This window comes from Bacillus sp. JJ1532 (assembly GCF_036965085.1).
Taxonomy (GTDB): domain Bacteria; phylum Bacillota; class Bacilli; order Bacillales; family Cytobacillaceae; genus Cytobacillus.
Window position 1 is genome coordinate 88,143 of sequence record NZ_JBALOW010000016.1, and the last position, 18,808, is coordinate 106,950.

Below are 18,808 nucleotides of genomic sequence, written 5' to 3' on the forward strand. Positions count from 1 at the left end.
CAAAGTGTCCGTCCAACGGAGCTGGATGGACGCGTCAACCTATATCCGTCTTCTCGACATAAAGAAAACTTCGGCTTTCATGCTGGGAACAATTAGCCGAAGTTGACCATCTAGATGCTTTCTTTTTTTGCCAATTCGATTGAAGCAGTGATGGATTGTTCCAGGTGAAAGTTCTTCAATAAGGCTATTTCAAAAACTTCATTCAAATGGCTTACTGGAACAATTTTGATTCCGGTTATTTCTTTTAGTATGGATTGCATATTTTCTTTTGGAATAATAACGGTTTGGGCCCCAGCCTTTTTCGCTGCCTTTACCTTCGGATAAACACCGCCAACTGGTTTAACATGCCCATGAATACTTATTTCTCCTGTCATGGCAACTGTATGGTCAATAGGATACTTGTAAATGGCTGAATAAATCCCGGTGGCCATCGCAATGCCTGCGGATGGGCCATCTATTGGAACACCGCCTGGAAAGTTAACATGGATATCATAGTCGCTTGCTGGAACTCCCATCGAGCGAAGAACGGTTATTACATTTTCAACGGATCCTCTTGCCATACTTTTTCTGCGAATGGATTTTCCTTGTCCGCCAATACTTTCCTCTTCAACAATACCTGTAATATTTATACTGCCCTTATCTTGAGCTGGAATAATGGTAACCTCAATTTCAAGAAGGGCGCCTGAGTTTGGGCCATATACAGCTAGACCATTCACTAATCCCACTTCAGAACGGGTGTTTATTTTTCTTTCCATTCTTGGTGTTAGCTGACTCGATTGAATGACCCATTCGATGTCTTCATCTTTTATGTAATTTCGATCTTCTGTAATGGCAAGCCCTGCTGCAATTTGGATCATATTGACTACTTCACGGCCATTCCGTGCGTAAGAAGCAAGAATCATTAATCCATTTTCACTAATGGCCAGATTAACTTTTTCTGTTGCTCTTCTGCCGACATCAGCGATTTCCTCTTCAGCCAGCTCCCGGAAAAATACCTCCATACATCTGGACCGAATGGCCGGAGGAATTTCACTTGGGGTTCTTGTAGTCGCTCCAATTAATCGAAAATCAGCCGGAAGCCCATTTTTAAAAATATCATGGATGTGGTTTGGAATTTGGGTATTCTCCTCATTATAATAGGCGCTTTCCAAGAATACTTTCCGATCCTCTAGCACTTTTAAAAGCTTATTCATTTGGATAGGATGAAGCTCCCCGATTTCATCAATAAATAGGACGCCGCCATGTGCATTTGTGACAGCCCCTTGTTTCGGCTGAGGTATTCCAGCTTGTCCCATGGCTCCTGCACCTTGATAAATAGGGTCGTGAACCGACCCGATCAGCGGGTCTGCAATCCCTCTTTCATCAAATCGGGCTGTAGTGGCATCCAATTCGATAAAGACAGATGAAAGTTTAAAAGGGGATTTTGCTGTCTTTTTCGCTTCTTCTAAAACTAATCTTGCTGCGGCTGTTTTTCCTACCCCTGGAGGTCCGTAGATGATCACATGCTGCGGGTTTGGGCTGCATAAGGCTGCTTTTAACGATTTTATTCCATCCTCTTGACCTACTATGTCTGCAAAGCTTGATGGGCGAACTTTTTCTGCTAAAGGCTCAGTTAAAGAGATGGACCTCATCTTTTTCAATTGGTCCATTTCTTTTCTTGATTCTCTATCAATTGATACTTTCTGTGTTCGTTGATTTTTAAGCAAATTCCAGAAATAAAGACCAATCACAATTCCAAAAAACAATTGAATAAATAAGGCGATCCCCGTCCAACTCATACTTTTCCCTCCTGCAATCTAGTTCTCGGTGATATATGCTAGTATCTCCCTGACTGAGTTGGAATAAACAAGATTTTGCTGTAAAAAGCTGGGGGGATTTTGTATTATACGGCTTGAAAATGTCCCTAATATCCAAGCAAAAAAGCCAAACCCTAAAGGTTTGGCTTAAAGTATTTGAAGAGAAAAAGTTTACTCTTCTTGTATCCTCTGCTGCTTGTTATGCAGAAGTTCTTTCTTCTTTTACAATCGTTCCATCTTCAAGAATGAGCTTTGGTGATATATTTTCTGTAATCGTTTCCTTTGTAATGATACATTTTTTAATATCATCACGAGAAGGAAGGTCAAACATAACATCCAGCATAATTCCTTCAATAATAGAACGAAGTCCGCGGGCTCCTGTTTTGCGCTCAATTGCTTTCTTCGCAATTTCCACTAGTGCCTCATCTTCAAATTCAAGCTCTACATCGTCAAGCTCGAGCATCTTTTGATATTGCTTTACTAATGCATTTTTTGGTTTAGTAAGAATTTCAATTAATGCTTCTTCATCTAGCAAGCCAAGACTTGCAATGACTGGAAGACGGCCAATAAATTCTGGGATTAAACCAAATTTCAGAAGATCCTCTGGAAGAACTTTAGTTAGAAGTTCTTTTTGATCTACCTCGGTATCCTTTGTAGTAGAACCAAAGCCAATAACCTTTTGACCTAAACGGCGCTTAATAATTTGTTCGATGCCATCAAAGGCACCTCCACAAATAAATAAAATATTCGTTGTATCAATTTGAATGAATTCCTGATGAGGGTGTTTACGGCCACCTTGAGGCGGAACGCTTGCCACAGTCCCCTCTAGAATTTTTAATAGTGCTTGCTGAACCCCTTCACCAGAAACATCTCTAGTTATTGAAGGGTTTTCTGATTTACGGGCTACCTTATCGATTTCATCAATATAAATAATGCCTTTTTCTGCTTTCTCAACATCATAGTCTGCTGATTGAATAAGCTTTAATAAAATATTTTCAACATCTTCACCTACATAGCCTGCTTCTGTTAGAGAAGTAGCATCTGCAATAGCAAACGGCACATTTAAAATACGTGCTAACGTTTGTGCTAATAAGGTTTTTCCGCTTCCCGTTGGTCCAATCATACAAATGTTACTTTTGAAAAGCTCCACATCATCGATTTTACTATTGGAATTAATACGCTTGTAATGATTATATACAGCTACTGATAATGATTTTTTCGCCTGATCCTGTCCAATTACGTATTCATCGAGAATGTCACGGATTTCAGCTGGTTTCGGGACATCTTTAAACTCAACTTCCTCTTCGGTTCCAAGCTCTTCTTCAACGATTTCGGTGCAGAGCTCTATACACTCATCACATATATATACACCTGGACCGGCAACAAGTTTTCGCACTTGATCCTGCGTTTTTCCACAGAAAGAACATTTTAATTGTCCTTTTTCATCACTAAATTTAAACAAATCCTTCACCCCTTAAAAAAACATCCATTCGTTATTATTTCCGCGAATCTTATGCAAACCGTTAGTATTTTAAACCTTTTCTTTACAATCAATTTTTTGTTATGTATTGCATTGTAACATATTTTCACAATGGACAGGAAATGAAAACACTTATGAGTCAGATATGTTCTATTATGTATCTTTGTTTGCAAAGAGGATTCACATTTTACTTATGTTAAAATTATATTCCTAATAAACTAAGCTTAACCATTATTGATTAATTTAAATCGAAAGAATTTATCCAAATCCTTCATATGTAGGTAATAAAAAGACGTTCTGTATGTTTATTATTTGTCCATTGTATAAAACAAGGCACGAATAAATCGCGCCTTGTTCATTATGTTTTCTTATTTGTAGGTGTGCTTATAATTAAACAGTTTTGCTGTTTTCTACTAAGAACTCAACTGCTTTTTTAATTTGAAGGTCAGTCTTAAGACTTTCTAAACTTCCAAGAGCTTTTTCAATGCTTTCAACTGACATGTTGTACATTTCAGCCATTTTGCTAAGCTCAGCAGTTACTTCTTCGTCTGTTACTTCAATGTTCTCTGCTTTCGCAATTGCCTCAAGTGTTAAGTTTACACGTACGCGATTTTCTGCTTCTTCTTTCATTTGAGCGCTTAATGCATCTTTATCTTGACCAGAGAATTGGAAGTAAAGATCAAGGTTCATTCCTTGCATTTGAAGACGTTGTTCAAATTCATTCATCATGCGGTCGATTTCTGTATCAACCATTACAGATGGAAGGTCGATTTCAGCATTTTTTGTAGCTTTTTCTACTACAGTATCTTGAACAAAGTGCTCAGCTTCATGCTTCTTGCTATCTACTAAGCGTGTTTTTACTTTTTCTTTAAGAGCGTCTAAAGTTTCAACTTCCTCGTCTGCATCTTTAGCGAACTCATCATCTAAAGCAGGAAGTTCTTTTGTTTTGATTTCATGAACAGTTACTTTAAACACAGCAGGCTTGCCAGCTAATTCAGCAGCATGGTACTCTTCAGGGAATGATACTTCAACATCCTTAGATTCGCCAGTTGCAGTGCCAACTAATTGATCTTCAAATCCAGGAATAAATTGACCTGAACCAAGCTCAAGAGAATAGTTTTCAGCTTTTCCGCCTTCAAATGCTTCTCCGTCAACAAATCCTTCGAAGTCCATTACAACTGTGTCGCCTGTTTCAGCTTTGCCTTCTTCTTTCACGACAAGCTCAGCTTGTCTTTCTTGCATAGATTTAAGCTCGTTATTTACGTCTTCTTCAGTTACTTCTGTATCGAATTTTTCTACTTCAAGCCCTTTATATTCGCCAAGCTTTACTTCAGGCTTTAAAGTTACTTTTGCTGTGAAAATTAAGCTCTTGCCTTTTTCGATTTGTTCTACATCGATTTCTGGGCGATCTACTGGCTCAATTCCAGTTTCTTCGATTGCACCTGCATATGCTTCAGGTAGAAGAAAATCAACTGCATCTTGGTAAAGTGATTCAACACCGAAACGCTTTTCAAACATTCCGCGCGGCATTTTTCCTTTACGGAAGCCTGGTACATTAATTTGTTTAACGACTTTTTTAAATGCAGCGTCTAAACCTTCGTTTACCTTTTCTGCATCTACTTCAATTGTAAGAACTCCAACGTTCCCTTCTAGCTTTTCAAATTTAGCAGACATATAATTATTTCCCTCCAACAATCTATTATCATTTCATTCGTAACGAATTGGTATTGATACAGCTCGATTCCCAAGCATTATCATTTTTTTACATAATAAATACCATTTACATATACAACCATTATATTATAACATACAGACCCTAGCTTTCAACAATGAAGCTAATAATTTGGGGATGAAATTTCTTCTATTTTCTTTAAAAATGCCCCTGCATGACCTATCTCTTTCTCCATAACTTTGTATCTTAAAGCGAGATCCTTTATAGAATAATGGAGTCCTTGATACTCCGCTGCAAGATGATGATAGGCAGCCCCCCAAACATTTTCACTAAAGGGCTTAAGCAGAAAAGGATATAGAATAAATAAATGGCGCTCTATCAAACTTTTGATATGTTCAAAGAGAATAGGGTCTTCATGTTCAAGCTGCTCGGCTACGATGTTTAGCAATTCATCCATCTGACTATTATGCTGAGCACCTTGGAGATTTGAAGGTCTTACTATCATCCATTCCCCGAGTTTTTGCACATTAACCTCTTTTTCATACTCATGTTCAATTAAAACATTTAATAGCATTGTTTTAAAGAATGGCTGTCCTTCACTTGACTCTAGATAAGCCTTTATTTGATTAATATAAGGCTTTAAGTTTCTATTTGTTAGCATTGTAGCCATTTGGATTTGCTCGTGCTGATCTTTTAATGAAAAAAGATTTATTTCCACATCCAAAGGTTCATCCTGAATAGGATCATCTGAATGAATATTGGGAGATGATTCAGCCATTCTTTTGCTAAATTGGAGCATACGTGTAAAATGCTCCATTTTATCTGCTGGTATTTCTTTTTCTTCTATTAATATTTCAATCGTCTTTACAATATCATCGTACTGATGTAATTGCACGAGAATCATTAAATAGAGGTCAATAATTTGAATATAATCTCCTATGCCCTTTTGGAGCATACTATTTGCCAATTCCTTTGCTTTCGTCAATTGGCCGGACTCAAAATAAGCAAGAACGAGCCCAATATGTATATCATTATTTTCTTGTTCTAATACTAAAGCCTCTTCAAGAAAATTAATCGCCTGACGGAACCTTTTTTGCTGAAGGCTTTCAAGTCCTTTTTCCAAAAGTCTCTTTTCCAGACCAGGAAAAAGGAGAACTTTATCGTTTAGTTTTTTCCGATTCCGTTTTTTCATTTATGTCACGCCGCTTCGTTTTTGAAGTTAGTGTAGCATGATTATGATTAAAGAACAAATGCGAAAGCGCCTTCGGAACAATCAAAGGACAATTGTTCCTGCGATGTTCATTCGCAGAAGCTTTCCTTTGTGGTCACCCCCGACAAGCACAAGACAAGCCTCTCGGAAAGGTTGTCTTTTACCTTTCTGGGAGGATTGATCGAAAAGTGTAGGCGACTGATCAGGGACGAAAAGCATAAGACGAGCCCTGCAGGAAGGCGTACTTTGCCTTCTGGAAGGGATTGGCTTATGTCTCGAGTCCCTAGGAGCCGAAGCTAGACAAGCTTGTGACCTCGAGGTCGACAAAAACGCGACGTCCTCCCAAAAGCTTCACTTTTGGTCGTGCGATGTGTCGCTGACGAAGCTTTCCTTGTCCTGTCGTATTGTCGACACTAGTACGTCCTGTACGTCGGGGGTAGGCGCTGCAGCTGGACGAAACAAAAGGATTCACAGAGAAAACTGTGAATCCTTTTGTTTACTTAACAGCTGTTAAAGTTTTTTCATATTCATCAATTTTATCATCGAGCTGAAGGGTAATTTCAATTTCATCCCAGCCGTTCATCAGCATCTTCTTCCAATAATCATTTATAGGGAAAGATGTGGAGAAGCCGCTATCATCTGAGATCGTTTCCTGTTCTAAGTCAATTTTCAGCTTAAACGCTTGAGTTTTTCCTTTGGCTAATAAATAGGATACTTCATCCTCTTTGAGCTGAATTGGAAGTATTCCGTTCTTTAAGCAATTTTGATGAAAAATATCAGCAAATGAAGGGGCAATGACCGCTTTAAAGCCATAATCCAATAGCGCCCAAGGTGCATGCTCCCTTGATGAGCCGCATCCAAAATTTTCATTGGCAATTAAAATGGTTGCACCTGCGTTTTCGGGACGATTTAATTCGAAGTCTGGATTAGGCTCCCCATCCTTCAAAAAACGCCAATCATAAAATAAAAATTGGCCAAATCCTGTTTTTTCTATTCTTTTTAAAAATTGCTTCGGGATAATTTGATCTGTATCCACATTTGCTCGATCAAGAGCTGCCGCTTTTCCTTCTAAAACTTTAAAACCGCTCATTCTTATTCCCTCCTTTTTCCTATGATTAAACTGTCTCTGCCGTAATCAATGAGCTAACATCAACGAATCTTCCAAAGATCGCAGCTGCTGTAGCCATAGTTGGGCTGACTAAGTGTGTTCTTGCTCCAGAACCTTGTCTGCCTTCGAAATTTCGATTGGAGGTAGAAGCACAATGCTCTCCGCTAGGAACGATATCATTGTTCATACTTAAACACATGCTGCAGCCGGAATCACGCCATTCAAACCCAGCCTGTTTGAAGATGACATCTAACCCTTCTGATTCTGCTTGCTTCTTCACTTGCTGTGAACCTGGAACGACAAGTGCCCTAACATTCGGATGGACTTCCTTTCCTTTTGCAATGCTAGCAGCCTGGCGCAGATCCTCAATTCTTGAATTTGTACAAGAGCCAATAAAGACATGCTGAATCTCAATATCTTCAATTTTTTGACCTTCCTGCAATCCCATGTAGGCCAATGCCCGTTCAAGCGATTTCTTTTCAATTTCCGTTTTGCAATCATTCATAGTCGGGATTCGATCACTTATTTTTGCAGTCATCGATGGATTTGTCCCCCAGCTCACCATTGGAGCAATGTCATTTGCATCAATAGCGATGACACGATCATATTCGGCATCTGCGTCTGAAGCAAGCTCCTTCCACTTATCCACAGCCTGAGAGAAATCCTCGCCCTTTGGAGCATATCTTCTTCCTTGAATATAATTAAATGTCGTTTCATCTGGGCTTATAAGTCCAGCACGTGCTCCGCCCTCAATGGACATATTACAAATTGTCATTCTTTCTTCCATAGTCATTCTCTTGATCGTGTCTCCGCAATATTCAATTACATGACCTGTTCCGAAATCAATTCCATATTTCGCAATAACGTAAAGAATTACGTCCTTTGCAGACACGCCTTTTTTAAGCTCACCATTAATTTCTAGCTTTAATGTTTTTGGCTTTGCTCTCCAAATTGTTTGAGTCGCTAAAACGTGTTCTACCTCGCTAGTCCCAATTCCAAACGCAATGGATCCAAAAGCTCCATGTGTGGATGTATGACTATCACCGCAAACAATAGTCATTCCTGGCTGAGTTAAACCAAGCTCAGGTCCGATAACATGAACAATCCCTTGATCCGGGCTGTCAATGCCTGCTAGTTGAACGCCAAACTCTGTACAGTTCTTTTCTAAAGTCGACATTTGATTTAAAGCAACAGTATCCTTGATTTCATAACGATTATCTGTTGGGATGTTATGATCAACGGTTGCATAGGTTTTATCAGGTCTTCTTACGTTACGATTCTTCATTCTCAGTCCAGAAAACGCCTGTGGAGATGTAACTTCATGGACTAAATGCAGGTCAATATATAATAGGTCAGGGTTCCCCTCTTCCTGATGGACAATATGTTGTTCCCAAATTTTTTCAATAATTGACTTTCCCATTTTTTCCTCCCCCTCCAATTGTTATTTTTAAAATAAACACGACCAATTCTGGTCGTGTCCAATCGTTTCCGCTTTTCTATGCATAAGCACCCATGATGTTCAAAATAGCTTCATTATCAAGCAATGTTGCTTTTACTTCAGCAATCATTTCAGTAGTTGAAACTTGTTTCATTCCGGACGACATAATGTCTCCTGTGCGGTATCCGGCTTCAAGCACTTGATTTACTGCATGTTCAATGGCTTCTGCTTCCTCATTCATTCCAAATGAAAGTCTTAGCATCATGGCTGTTGAAAGAATCGTTGCTAGTGGATTAGCAAGATCTTTCCCGGCGATATCAGGAGCTGATCCATGGATTGGTTCATATAGATATGGCCCTTCCGCTGATAAACTTGCTGATGGCAGCATTCCTAATGAGCCAGTAAGAACTGAAGCTTCATCACTTAAGATGTCTCCAAACAAATTCTCAGTAACTACGACATCAAATTGTGTCGGCTTTCTAATAAGCTGCATTGCCGCATTGTCAACTAACATATGCTCGAGAACGACTTCAGGATAGTCCTTTGAAATGTCTTCGGCTACCTCTCTCCACATTCTGCTCGATTCCAATACATTAGCCTTGTCGACTGAAGTCACTTTCCCCTTACGTGCTTTTGCAAGCTCAAATGCAAGCTTAATGACTCTTTGCATTTCTTCTTTTTTATAAAACAATGTATCTACGACAGCATCTTCGCCATCTCTTGTTATACGTTCACTTGGCTTTCCAAAGTATAAGCCGCCCGTTAATTCCCTAACCATCAGCATATTTACGCCTTCAATAACTTCCTTTTTAAGAGAGGAAGAATCTGCAAGACTTTGATAATAGCTAGTTGGTCTTAAATTGGCATATAAATTTAAATCCTTACGAATTTTCAATAAACCGCGTTCGGGCCGGAGGTGGGGTGGCTGGCTCTCCCATTTAGGACCGCCAACTGCCCCTAGTAAAACCGCATCGCTTTGCTTGCATAGGTCAACTGTCTCATCGGGCAGCGGTGTTCCAACCGTATCAATTGCTTCCCCACCAATTTTTCCATATTCAAAATGAAACTGGTGACCGAAACGCTCTCCAACAGCCTGTAAAACTTCTATTGCTCCTTTTACCACCTCTTTGCCGATTCCATCTCCTGGTAGTACAGCGATACGCTTCTCCATTTTTATCCCTCCGTTTAATATTTATGTGATTTTCTAGATGATCCAAAGTAACCTTATTATTTACTAGGTTAAACTAAGTTCACGACCCATATTTTTCATATAAATGACTCTGTTAATGGCATTTAAATACGCTTTTCCTGAAGCCTCCAGCACATCCTGTGCAAGTCCGCGCCCGCTCGTCTCGATATCCAAGTATTTCATTTTTACATAAACTTCTGCTAAAGCATCCCTGCCTGCACCAACTGACTGGATTCGATAATCTAATAAATTAATGGATCCATCTACGCATTTTTCTAGCGTATTATAAAGCGCCTCGATGCTGCCAGCCCCAGTCCCAGCTTCCTGAATGACTTCCTTGTTAATACCCATCAATGTAACTGTTGCTGTCGGGATTTGATTTGTTCCATATTGAACCTGAATTTGATTTAATTCATAGAAGCTAACTTCTTTTGATAATTTTTCATCAAGTACAAGTGCAACTAAATCATAATCAGTCAATTCTTTTTTCCGGTCGGCCAATTCTTTAAAGGAAACAAATAATTTATTAAGCTCATCATCTGGAACATTTAAGCCTAGTTCATTTAAGCGATTTTTAAAGGCATGTCTTCCGGAATGCTTTCCAAGTACTAAAGAATTGGATTGTACACCAACTAATTCTGGAGAAATAATTTCGTAAGTTGTTTTTTCTTTTAGTACTCCATCCTGGTGAATACCAGATTCATGGGCAAATGCATTTTTGCCTACTACTGCTTTATTAGCTGGAACAACCATTCCGGTCAGTTTGCTCACGATACTGCTTGAGCGGCTAATCTCCTGAAGATTCAAGCGAGTTGAAGCTTGGTAGAAATCCTTCCGAATATGCAGGGCTACTGCAATTTCCTCAAGAGCTGCGTTCCCAGCTCTTTCGCCAATTCCGTTGATTGTTCCTTCAACCTGAGTTGCTCCGTTTTCAACCGCTGCCAATGAGTTAGCAATAGCCATCCCAAGATCATCGTGACAATGAGTTGATAAAGAAACCTTATCAATAGAAGGAACATGTTCTCTTAAGTATTTAAAAATCTTTCCGTATTCTTCCGGGGTCCCATATCCAACCGTATCTGGCAGGTTAATGACGTGAGCTCCAGCCTGGATTACCTTTTCAACAATCTCAGCTAAGAAAGGAAGTTCAGTTCTCGAAGCGTCCTCTGCAGACCATTGAATAATCGGGAACTTTTTAGCAGCATACTTAACAGATTCAACTGCCCTCTCAATTACTTCTTCCTTTGACATCTTCAATTTATATTGGCGATGAATTGGTGATGTCGCAAGAAATGTATGCAATCTAGGCTCTGCACCGTCTTTGAGCGCCTCCCAAGCAACGTCAATATCGGAAATGACGCCGCGTGCAAGACCCGTTACAGAACAATTTTTAACCATTTGAGCAATTTTTTGAACAGATGAAAAATCACCTTTTGATGCTGCTGGAAAGCCAGCTTCAATGATATCGACGTTTAATCTTTCTAGTTGTCTCGCAATTTCAAGTTTCTCTGATAAGTTAAGATTGACACCGGCAGATTGTTCCCCATCTCTCAAAGTTGTATCGAATATTTTAATTTTTTGCACTGCCGACAACTTCTTTCTTTTTGCCTTGGTTAATGAACGGCATCATTGCTCTTAGTTCTCTACCTACTTTTTCAATTAAATGCTCGTTTTCTCTAGTCTTGATTGCCGTATAAACTGGACGGTTTGTTTGGTTTTCAATGATCCAGCCTTGTGCAAATTTGCCATCTTGAATATCTTTAAGAACAGCTTTCATTTCCTCTTTCACTCTAGCATCAACAATACGAGGACCTGTTACAAAATCTCCCCATTCTGCTGTATCAGATACTGAATAGCGCATTCCAGCCATTCCGCCTTCATACATTAGGTCAACAATTAGCTTTAGCTCGTGTAATGTTTCAAAATAAGCAAGTTCTGGCTGATATCCAGCTTCTACTAATGTTTCGAAACCAGCTTTTACAAGTGCAGTTAAACCACCGCAAAGTACTGCTTGCTCTCCGAAAAGATCTGTTTCTGTTTCCTCTTTGAATGTTGTTTCTAATGCGCCTGCACGCAACGATCCGATCGCTTTTGCATATGCTAAAGCAAGTTCTTTTGCTTCGCCTGTTACATCCTGGTGGATAGCGAATAATGCTGGAACACCTGCATCTTGTTCAAACGTTCTTCTAACAAGGTGGCCAGGGCCTTTAGGAGCAACTAGCAAAACATCACAATCTGCTGGAGGCACGATTTGGTTAAAGTGAACGTTGAAACCATGAGCGAACATGATGGCTTGATTTGTTAAGTTAGGCTTGATTTCTTCAATATATACTTTTGTTTGCTGCTCATCTGGCAATAGAATCATTACGATATCTGCCTGTGCAGTTGCTTCGCCTACAGGATATACTTGGAAGCCATCTTCCACTGCTTTATCCCATGACTTTCCTTGACGAAGACCAATGACAACTTCAACACCGCTGTCTCTCATATTTTGTGCATGTGCATGACCTTGTGAACCGTAACCAATTACTGCTACTTTCTTTCCATTTAAATATGCTGCATTTGCGTCTCCGTTATAGTACATTTTTGCCATTGTTATTCTCCCTTTCTTCGTCTAAAGTTTATTTTTTATTTTGAATTTTTTAGTTATTATACTAGTTTAATGAGTTGAATGATTAGCACCATTCTCTTAAACAATTGAAATTGTCTTTAATTCTTTTGCTGATCTCTGTGTCCCTCTAGGGAAGGCCGTTGTTCCAGTTCTCGCTAATTCTTTAATACCGTATGGCTTAATTAGTTCAATAAAGGCTTCAATCTTTTCAAATTCACCCGTTATTTGAATAACTAAGCTGTCCTTGCCCACATCGATAACAGTTGCTCGAAATGGTTCAATAAGTGAATAAATTTCGCTTCTTGTTTGTGGAGTTGCAAGAACTTTTACTAAGGCTAATTCCCTTGCGACAATTGATTGATCACTTATATCTACTACCTTTAATACATCAATTTGCTTATTAAGCTGTTTCGTGATTTGTTCAGCTTCACGATCACTCTCTACATGGACAACACATGTGATTCGAGAAACGCCTTCATGTTCTGTCAGGCCAACTGAAATACTTTCAATGTTAAAATTCCGCTTAGAAAATAAGTTTGTTATTCTATTTAATACTCCTGGACGGTTTAGTACTGTCATGCTTATTGTTCTTTTCAAGGCTTAGCACCTACCATTTCATGCAATCCTTTTCCTGGTGCGATCATTGGATATACATTTTCATTTGGATCAATTCTGAAATCTAACAGAACAGGTTCACGATCATTTAATACTTCGTTTAAAATTTTCTCTGCTTCTTCCTCTGATCTAATCACATACCCTTTAATATCGTATGCTTCAGCCAGTTTCACGAAAGAGGGCTGAACCGAGATTTTACTATGTGAAAAACGCGATTCATAGAAGATTTCCTGCCATTGACGTACCATTCCTAAAGAGTGGTTGTTAAAAATACAAATCTTAATTGGAAGATTAAATTCCCTTATTACAGCAAGCTCTTGTGTGGACATTTGGAATCCGGCATCTCCTAGGACGGCAACTACACATGCGTCCGGATCTGCGAATTGGGCACCGATACTTGCTGGAAGACCGAATCCCATTGTTCCTAATCCCCCAGAAGTAACCCATCTATCTGCTTGGTTAAAACGATAATACTGCGCTGCCCACATTTGATGCTGACCAACGTCTGTAACAACAATTGCATTTCCGGCTGTTTTCTCGAATAGCATCTCCATTGTTTTCTGAGGCTTTAAATTGTCTTCAGTAGACACTCCGTAATAATACGGATATTCCTCATTCCATTTTTGGATCTGCTCACGCCACTCGGTATTGACTGGCGGCTTTCCATTTTGCTGAACCAATTGCTTTAATGCTTCCTTTGCATCAGCTACAATCGGAATAGCTGTCGGCACGTTTTTGCCAATTTCAGCTGGGTCAATATCGATGTGAGCTACTGTTGCTTTAGGTGCAAAGTGCTGTAAATTACCCGTTAATCTATCATCGAAGCGTGCTCCGATATTGATAAGTAAATCACATTCACTTAGGCCCATATTTGCCGCATAGCAGCCATGCATCCCTGCAAGCCCTACGAAAAGTTTATTATCAGCAGGGAAACCGCCTAAGCCTAGCAATGTATGGATAACAGGAATCTGCTGCTGTTCGGCATATTCCTTTAATTCTTGAGAAGCTTTAGCATGAAGCACCCCTGCACCCGCTAGTATGACTGGTTTCTTTGCACTGCTTACAGCTTCAGTTAATTTACGAATTTGTAAATAGTTAGGCTGTAACGTTAGCTGATACCCAGGTAAATTAATTTCTTGTTCTTCCGGACGACTTGATACAGAAGCTGCAATATCCTTTGGAACATCTATTAGCACTGGACCAGGTCTTCCGCTAGATGCAATATAGAATGCCTCTTTCACGATCCTTGGAATATCCTCAATATTTCGAATTTGATAGTTATGCTTTGTTATTGGTGTTGTAATTCCCAGAATGTCCGCTTCCTGGAAAGCATCTGAACCGATGACACTTGTTGCTACCTGACCTGTAAATACGACAAGCGGCAAGGAGTCCATCATGGCATCTGTTAATCCTGTCACAATGTTCGTCGCTCCTGGTCCTGAAGTGGCGATCACTACCCCTGGCTTACCAGAAATCCTTGCGTAGCCTTCAGCGGCATGAATTCCGCCTTGTTCATGTCTAGGCAAAACATGGAGGATTTTTGAATGATAAATTTTGTCATAAATCGGTAGGACTGCTCCTCCTGGATATCCAAAAATTACTTCTACCTTTTCCCTTTCCAAGGCTTCTAATAACAGATCTGCACCCGTGACTGTTGTAGTCTCAGACTTTGATTCTGTATAGGCAGCTTCCTGCAACATTCTAATAAAACCTCCTCTTTGTTCCTTACATAATTTCAATAAAAAAAGCCCTTCCATCCCTCATAAACCTACTTATCGCAGGTAAAGGGATGAAAAGGCTTAATAACCTATTCCACGGTACCACCCTAAATTCACGCAAAAGCGTGCACTTATGAACAGATAATCCTGTTCGTTTTGATAACGGGTGGGCAACACCCGACCAACTCTACTAGAAAGATCTTTCAAGCTGGTGCTCTGAGGTGAGTTCATTTTACGTTGGAATTACCGGCTTTCAGCACCCGCCGGCTCTCTGCTAATCCCATAACATAAAACTACTTATCCTCTTCTTCGCTTTAATCAATATTACTTGATTTTTTACTGCTTTAAACCATTGAACTTTTAGGTTAAAAAAAACTGCTTCAAGAAATTAATTTATCAACTAAAGTGTATGCTTACCTTTTGTTGAGCTTTTTATTTTCTTATATTGAGGACTATCTTACGCTGATTTTATTAAACCGTCAACACCTTATTTGCAAATTATTTGATAATTTTAATTACTCTGTTTTGCTGTATCCGCTTTCATCGTTGATTTACAAATGTTCATACATATAATAAATTTTTTAACTTTTTTATGAACAAATTAAATTCAATCAATTTAAATTAAGGGAATTTCCTTAATTGGGTTCGGAAAAATTGATGAGATATCAGGTAGAAGAACAGATGACAACATTATTAATATTGGTGATATAGCAAGAATTGCTCTAGATGAAAAGATAAGAACCATGCTTTAAAATTACGTGTAGTCACCGTTTTTAACTTAAATAAATTACATTTTTTTCTTTTACTATTCGAGTATAAAAATATATTGTGTAATTTTACGTTGATTTCTTAGAATTAATTAAGGAGATAGAAGTTTTTATTCTCGATAGTGAGAATGAATAATATTTATTTATATTAGAGTTATTGAACATTTAGGGTGCTTATTATAGTACACCTTCTTTATTGCTATAACTCTTGAGTTATGAAACTTTAAGCGTATGAAAAGAGCGCCTAAAAATATGCGCAAATGTTGAATATTAATTCACAATTCATATACGTAAATCCCTTGAGTTAAAGTAAGGGGCTTCAGCAGAAACAATAAGCGAGTGTGATAACCCTACGATTGTTTCAAAAATACAAACAAATGTACCACAATTCTATTAAGCATAAGTACATTAAATATTGATATTAAAGCCTTTTCAATTTCTCTGCAAATCTATTTATAAGTTTACTGATTTAATTCTTTTTTACCTTTCCGCATTTCATGAATTGCAAGCACTGTAGCCGAAGCAAGCATTCCTGTTAAAAGTGATGCGCTAAGTGTATAAAATTTAATCATTTCAAAATCTTTCTCATAATTTCCTAGTAATAACATTACAATTATTGTTCCTATACCCAAAATTGTTGAGGTTAAAGGTAATCTGCTTTTTCGTTTGTTAATTTTTTGAACACCCACAATTCGCCCATTAAATGAAATATCATTTTTATATAAGCTAACTAAAAATTTGAATATTATCTCGTCTTTAGGATTTAATAACAATGGTTCTACAGATGCAATTCCAAAAATATCTCCTACACCATTGTCAACTTTTACAGTTAAATTCGGCGGAACTGTTTCTTTTACCTCTGCAACTATAATAGAACCATTACACTCTATCGTTAGCTCCTCAATAAATTCATCTGGTTTAATCGGCACATTCCCAGTATTAATTAATTTCACTAAGACTAGGTGAATGTCTTCCTTTACTTCTGCATCATCTATTGTTAGTTTAATCCTATTTTTTAACTCTTCGTCTTTGATTAGAAGTGAAGTTGAGGAAAGAACATCAAACGATAATTCTTTTCGTTTTTTATTTTTTATAAACGTTATTACCGCAATTATTATTGTAGTAAGTATACCAATAATACTTATTAAGTTATCAGTAATGTATTCTTGCATTTGTTTTCCTCCATTTTAAAATTACTTTTCGTTTTCTACTTTAGCTCCCTAGCAACCGTTGTTACGAGGTTCATTAACGTGCTATTCTTATCAATATTTAATACGTGAGCAAATGGTAGAATTGTGCGCCTGTTCCTAGCCTTTAAATACAAGATGTCTAATTACTGTACTACTGTACCTATTGACTCAATTAGCCCTACAATAAATAAAAATACTGCAAAAATTTGTATTTGCAGTCAAAGTAAACGCCCCTAGTTAAGGGTTACTTTGTTAAAAAATTTTCACCTATATTAGGAATCTGGTTAACTAGGTAGGTTAATACAATAGTTAAAAATATTCCGACCAAAATCAAATTTCTAACAAAGTTTAGGTTTTTTATTCTATCAATGCCATCTCCAAGTTCAAATGCTGAAATAGGAAACAAGTAAACCTTAACTTTATCATAGACAAAAATAGCAATCATGGCTGTAATGAAACCAATCCACCAAAGGGAATGAAATTTATTTAGAATACCCAATGAATACATAATAGCTACTGGGATTAATTGTGCTATAAAAACTACAATAAAAGTTGAAATTATATTATTAACCGCCAAAAAACTGTACCACTGCTTTAAGCTATTAATAAAACCTTCAATTCTTCCTGCTTGATAATCAACGTTTCTCTCATCTCCGCTTATCCGAAATCTTATGGAATCAGCATATTGATAACTCATAAAATTTACATGTATTCTAACCGGTCTAGAACTCCGATAAGAAGTCCTTACCTCAATTTCCTTATATTGTTTTTCTTTCCTGTTTGGATAATTTATTAAATCCTCCAAAGTCGTAAACTTAATAGATGTACCATCTATGCAGGATACCTCATATTCAATTTCATCTGAAACTTCTTTAATAATTGAATCGAGTTCTCTTAACTTCCTTTCATTTATCAAATAGGCTAACTTGAAATTCCTAGTTTTTGAAACTTCCATAGAAACTCTCCTTACTTTGCTGTATTTATCTACTAATATTATACAATTGTTTCCAACTGTGTATATAACAAAATGAGCTCATTGCTCTATTAGTAGTAGTAGGTTCGCTTTTTCTCTAATATTAAATCGTGTATACAATTATCAGTAGATTCGATTTGAATTGATCCCCTGCTTATATTACTAAAATAATTCTTTATATTTAGTAAACATAACCACAAAGGCTCTATGATAAAAAAAGAACGCTCCTAGGCGTCACTTTAGTTAGATTTATAAAAGCTTTCAGCTACTTCTTCTTTACCACAATGTAGATATTAAGTCGTTACCGCTAAATTACCGTGACCGAGCGCCTTCGATATACGAGCAATATTTGCTCCTTTTTCGAGTAAGTTCTGTGCGAAACCTATCTGCAAAGCATGGGAATTAATGTTCTTTAAGCATAATTGCTTTGAGTATTTGTTCAGCCTTTTTGAATTTTTATATACGTCTGAGTTTCTAATGCGATATAAACGTGGTCGGGGTTAAGTTCATCAACATATTTTACGTTTACATTATTCCTAAAATGATTTACGTGAATATTATACTAGCTTATGTGCGTAGGCGGTTGCCGCTTATCTCAATTTGTAGAGTAATAGTTGCTAGAGCTTTTTCTAAGGTAAACCGATCGGTATCCCGTTCATTAGACCGACCCACCTTCTTTTTCTTTACAATCCTGCTACTCGATTTTCTCAAATAACCCCTTTAAATCTTCTGTAACCGAAAGTTACTTTCTTTTTTGTCATACAAAAAAACCTCCTATATCGTTAGTAAGTCGATATACGGTGTAATTTCTTACATGACCGTTATACTGACCGTTTCACTAAACGATATAAGAGGTTGATATGACGATATTCATTAATTATGTAGTATGGCGTCCCAGGAGAGATTCGAACTCCCGACCGTACGCTTAGAAGGCGTATGCTCTATCCAGCTGAGCTACTGGGACATATTAAATATTTAAAGAATAACTTCAGCGACAAGTTTTATTATATTAGGCTAACAATGAAATGTCAACATAAAAAG

The 18,808-nt window shown here is 37.9% G+C and carries 13 protein-coding genes, 1 tRNA gene, 1 pseudogene and 1 other annotated feature; all 15 genes and pseudogenes read right to left on the reverse strand.

Translation table 11 applies throughout. From position 1 onward, the window contains the following. Positions 1 to 110: 110 nt before the first annotated feature. Positions 111 to 1,778: an ATP-dependent protease LonB gene (gene lonB, locus V7122_RS07410; protein WP_335526168.1), complete on the reverse strand. Its 1,668-nt coding sequence runs from the start codon at positions 1,776 to 1,778 to the stop codon at positions 111 to 113. Positions 1,779 to 1,995: 217 nt separating this feature from the next. Further along, the gene (gene clpX, locus V7122_RS07415; protein WP_335526170.1) at positions 1,996 to 3,258 is read right to left on the reverse strand and encodes an ATP-dependent protease ATP-binding subunit ClpX; all 1,263 of its coding nucleotides are present in this window, start codon (positions 3,256 to 3,258) and stop codon (positions 1,996 to 1,998) included. A gap of 408 nt (positions 3,259 to 3,666) precedes the next feature. After that, entirely contained in the window at positions 3,667 to 4,950 is a 1,284-nt protein-coding gene (gene tig / locus V7122_RS07420; RefSeq protein ID WP_335526173.1) for a trigger factor, read from the reverse strand. 161 nt (positions 4,951 to 5,111) lie between these two features. Then, a complete protein-coding gene (locus V7122_RS07425) occupies positions 5,112 to 6,140 on the reverse strand; it encodes a tetratricopeptide repeat protein (RefSeq protein WP_335526175.1) in 1,029 nt (342 codons plus the stop codon). A gap of 514 nt (positions 6,141 to 6,654) precedes the next feature. Next, complete coding sequence (gene leuD, locus V7122_RS07430) at positions 6,655 to 7,248, reverse strand: 3-isopropylmalate dehydratase small subunit (protein WP_335353300.1); 594 nt, start codon at positions 7,246 to 7,248, stop codon at positions 6,655 to 6,657. A gap of 25 nt (positions 7,249 to 7,273) precedes the next feature. After that, on the reverse strand, positions 7,274 to 8,686 hold the full coding sequence (leuC, locus tag V7122_RS07435; RefSeq protein WP_335344280.1) for a 3-isopropylmalate dehydratase large subunit: 1,413 nt from the start codon (positions 8,684 to 8,686) through the stop codon (positions 7,274 to 7,276). Between the two features lie 76 nt (positions 8,687 to 8,762). Further along, complete coding sequence (leuB, locus tag V7122_RS07440; protein WP_335344279.1) at positions 8,763 to 9,875, reverse strand: 3-isopropylmalate dehydrogenase; 1,113 nt, start codon at positions 9,873 to 9,875, stop codon at positions 8,763 to 8,765. 63 nt (positions 9,876 to 9,938) lie between these two features. After that, entirely contained in the window at positions 9,939 to 11,477 is a 1,539-nt protein-coding gene (locus tag V7122_RS07445; RefSeq protein WP_335526177.1) for a 2-isopropylmalate synthase, read from the reverse strand. Next, on the reverse strand, positions 11,464 to 12,486 hold the full coding sequence (ilvC, locus tag V7122_RS07450) for a ketol-acid reductoisomerase (RefSeq protein ID WP_335344277.1): 1,023 nt from the start codon (positions 12,484 to 12,486) through the stop codon (positions 11,464 to 11,466). The genes V7122_RS07445 and ilvC overlap by 14 nt, the downstream gene beginning before the upstream one ends. 96 nt (positions 12,487 to 12,582) lie before the next feature. Further along, entirely contained in the window at positions 12,583 to 13,101 is a 519-nt protein-coding gene (gene ilvN, locus V7122_RS07455; protein ID WP_335344276.1) for an acetolactate synthase small subunit, read from the reverse strand. Then, positions 13,098 to 14,819, reverse strand: coding sequence for an acetolactate synthase large subunit (ilvB, locus tag V7122_RS07460; RefSeq protein WP_335526179.1), 1,722 nt, complete (start codon positions 14,817 to 14,819; stop codon positions 13,098 to 13,100). The genes ilvN and ilvB overlap by 4 nt, the downstream gene beginning before the upstream one ends. Before the next feature lie 82 nt (positions 14,820 to 14,901). Continuing rightward, positions 14,902 to 15,156, reverse strand: a binding site (T-box leader). A 909-nt stretch (positions 15,157 to 16,065) separates the two neighbouring features. Next, positions 16,066 to 16,776 carry a hypothetical protein gene (locus tag V7122_RS07465; RefSeq protein ID WP_335526181.1) on the reverse strand — a complete coding sequence of 237 codons (711 nt, stop codon included), beginning with the start codon at positions 16,774 to 16,776 and terminating at the stop codon, positions 16,066 to 16,068. 262 nt (positions 16,777 to 17,038) lie between these two features. Beyond that, positions 17,039 to 17,749 (reverse strand): hypothetical protein, encoded by a 711-nt coding sequence (locus tag V7122_RS07470; protein WP_335526183.1) that lies wholly within the window; start codon positions 17,747 to 17,749, stop codon positions 17,039 to 17,041. Between the two features lie 311 nt (positions 17,750 to 18,060). Then, positions 18,061 to 18,246: pseudogene (locus tag V7122_RS07475) on the reverse strand (tyrosine-type recombinase/integrase); the annotation flags it as partial. A 408-nt stretch (positions 18,247 to 18,654) separates the two neighbouring features. Beyond that, positions 18,655 to 18,731, reverse strand: a tRNA-Arg gene (locus V7122_RS07480). Positions 18,732 to 18,808: the final 77 nt, after the last annotated feature.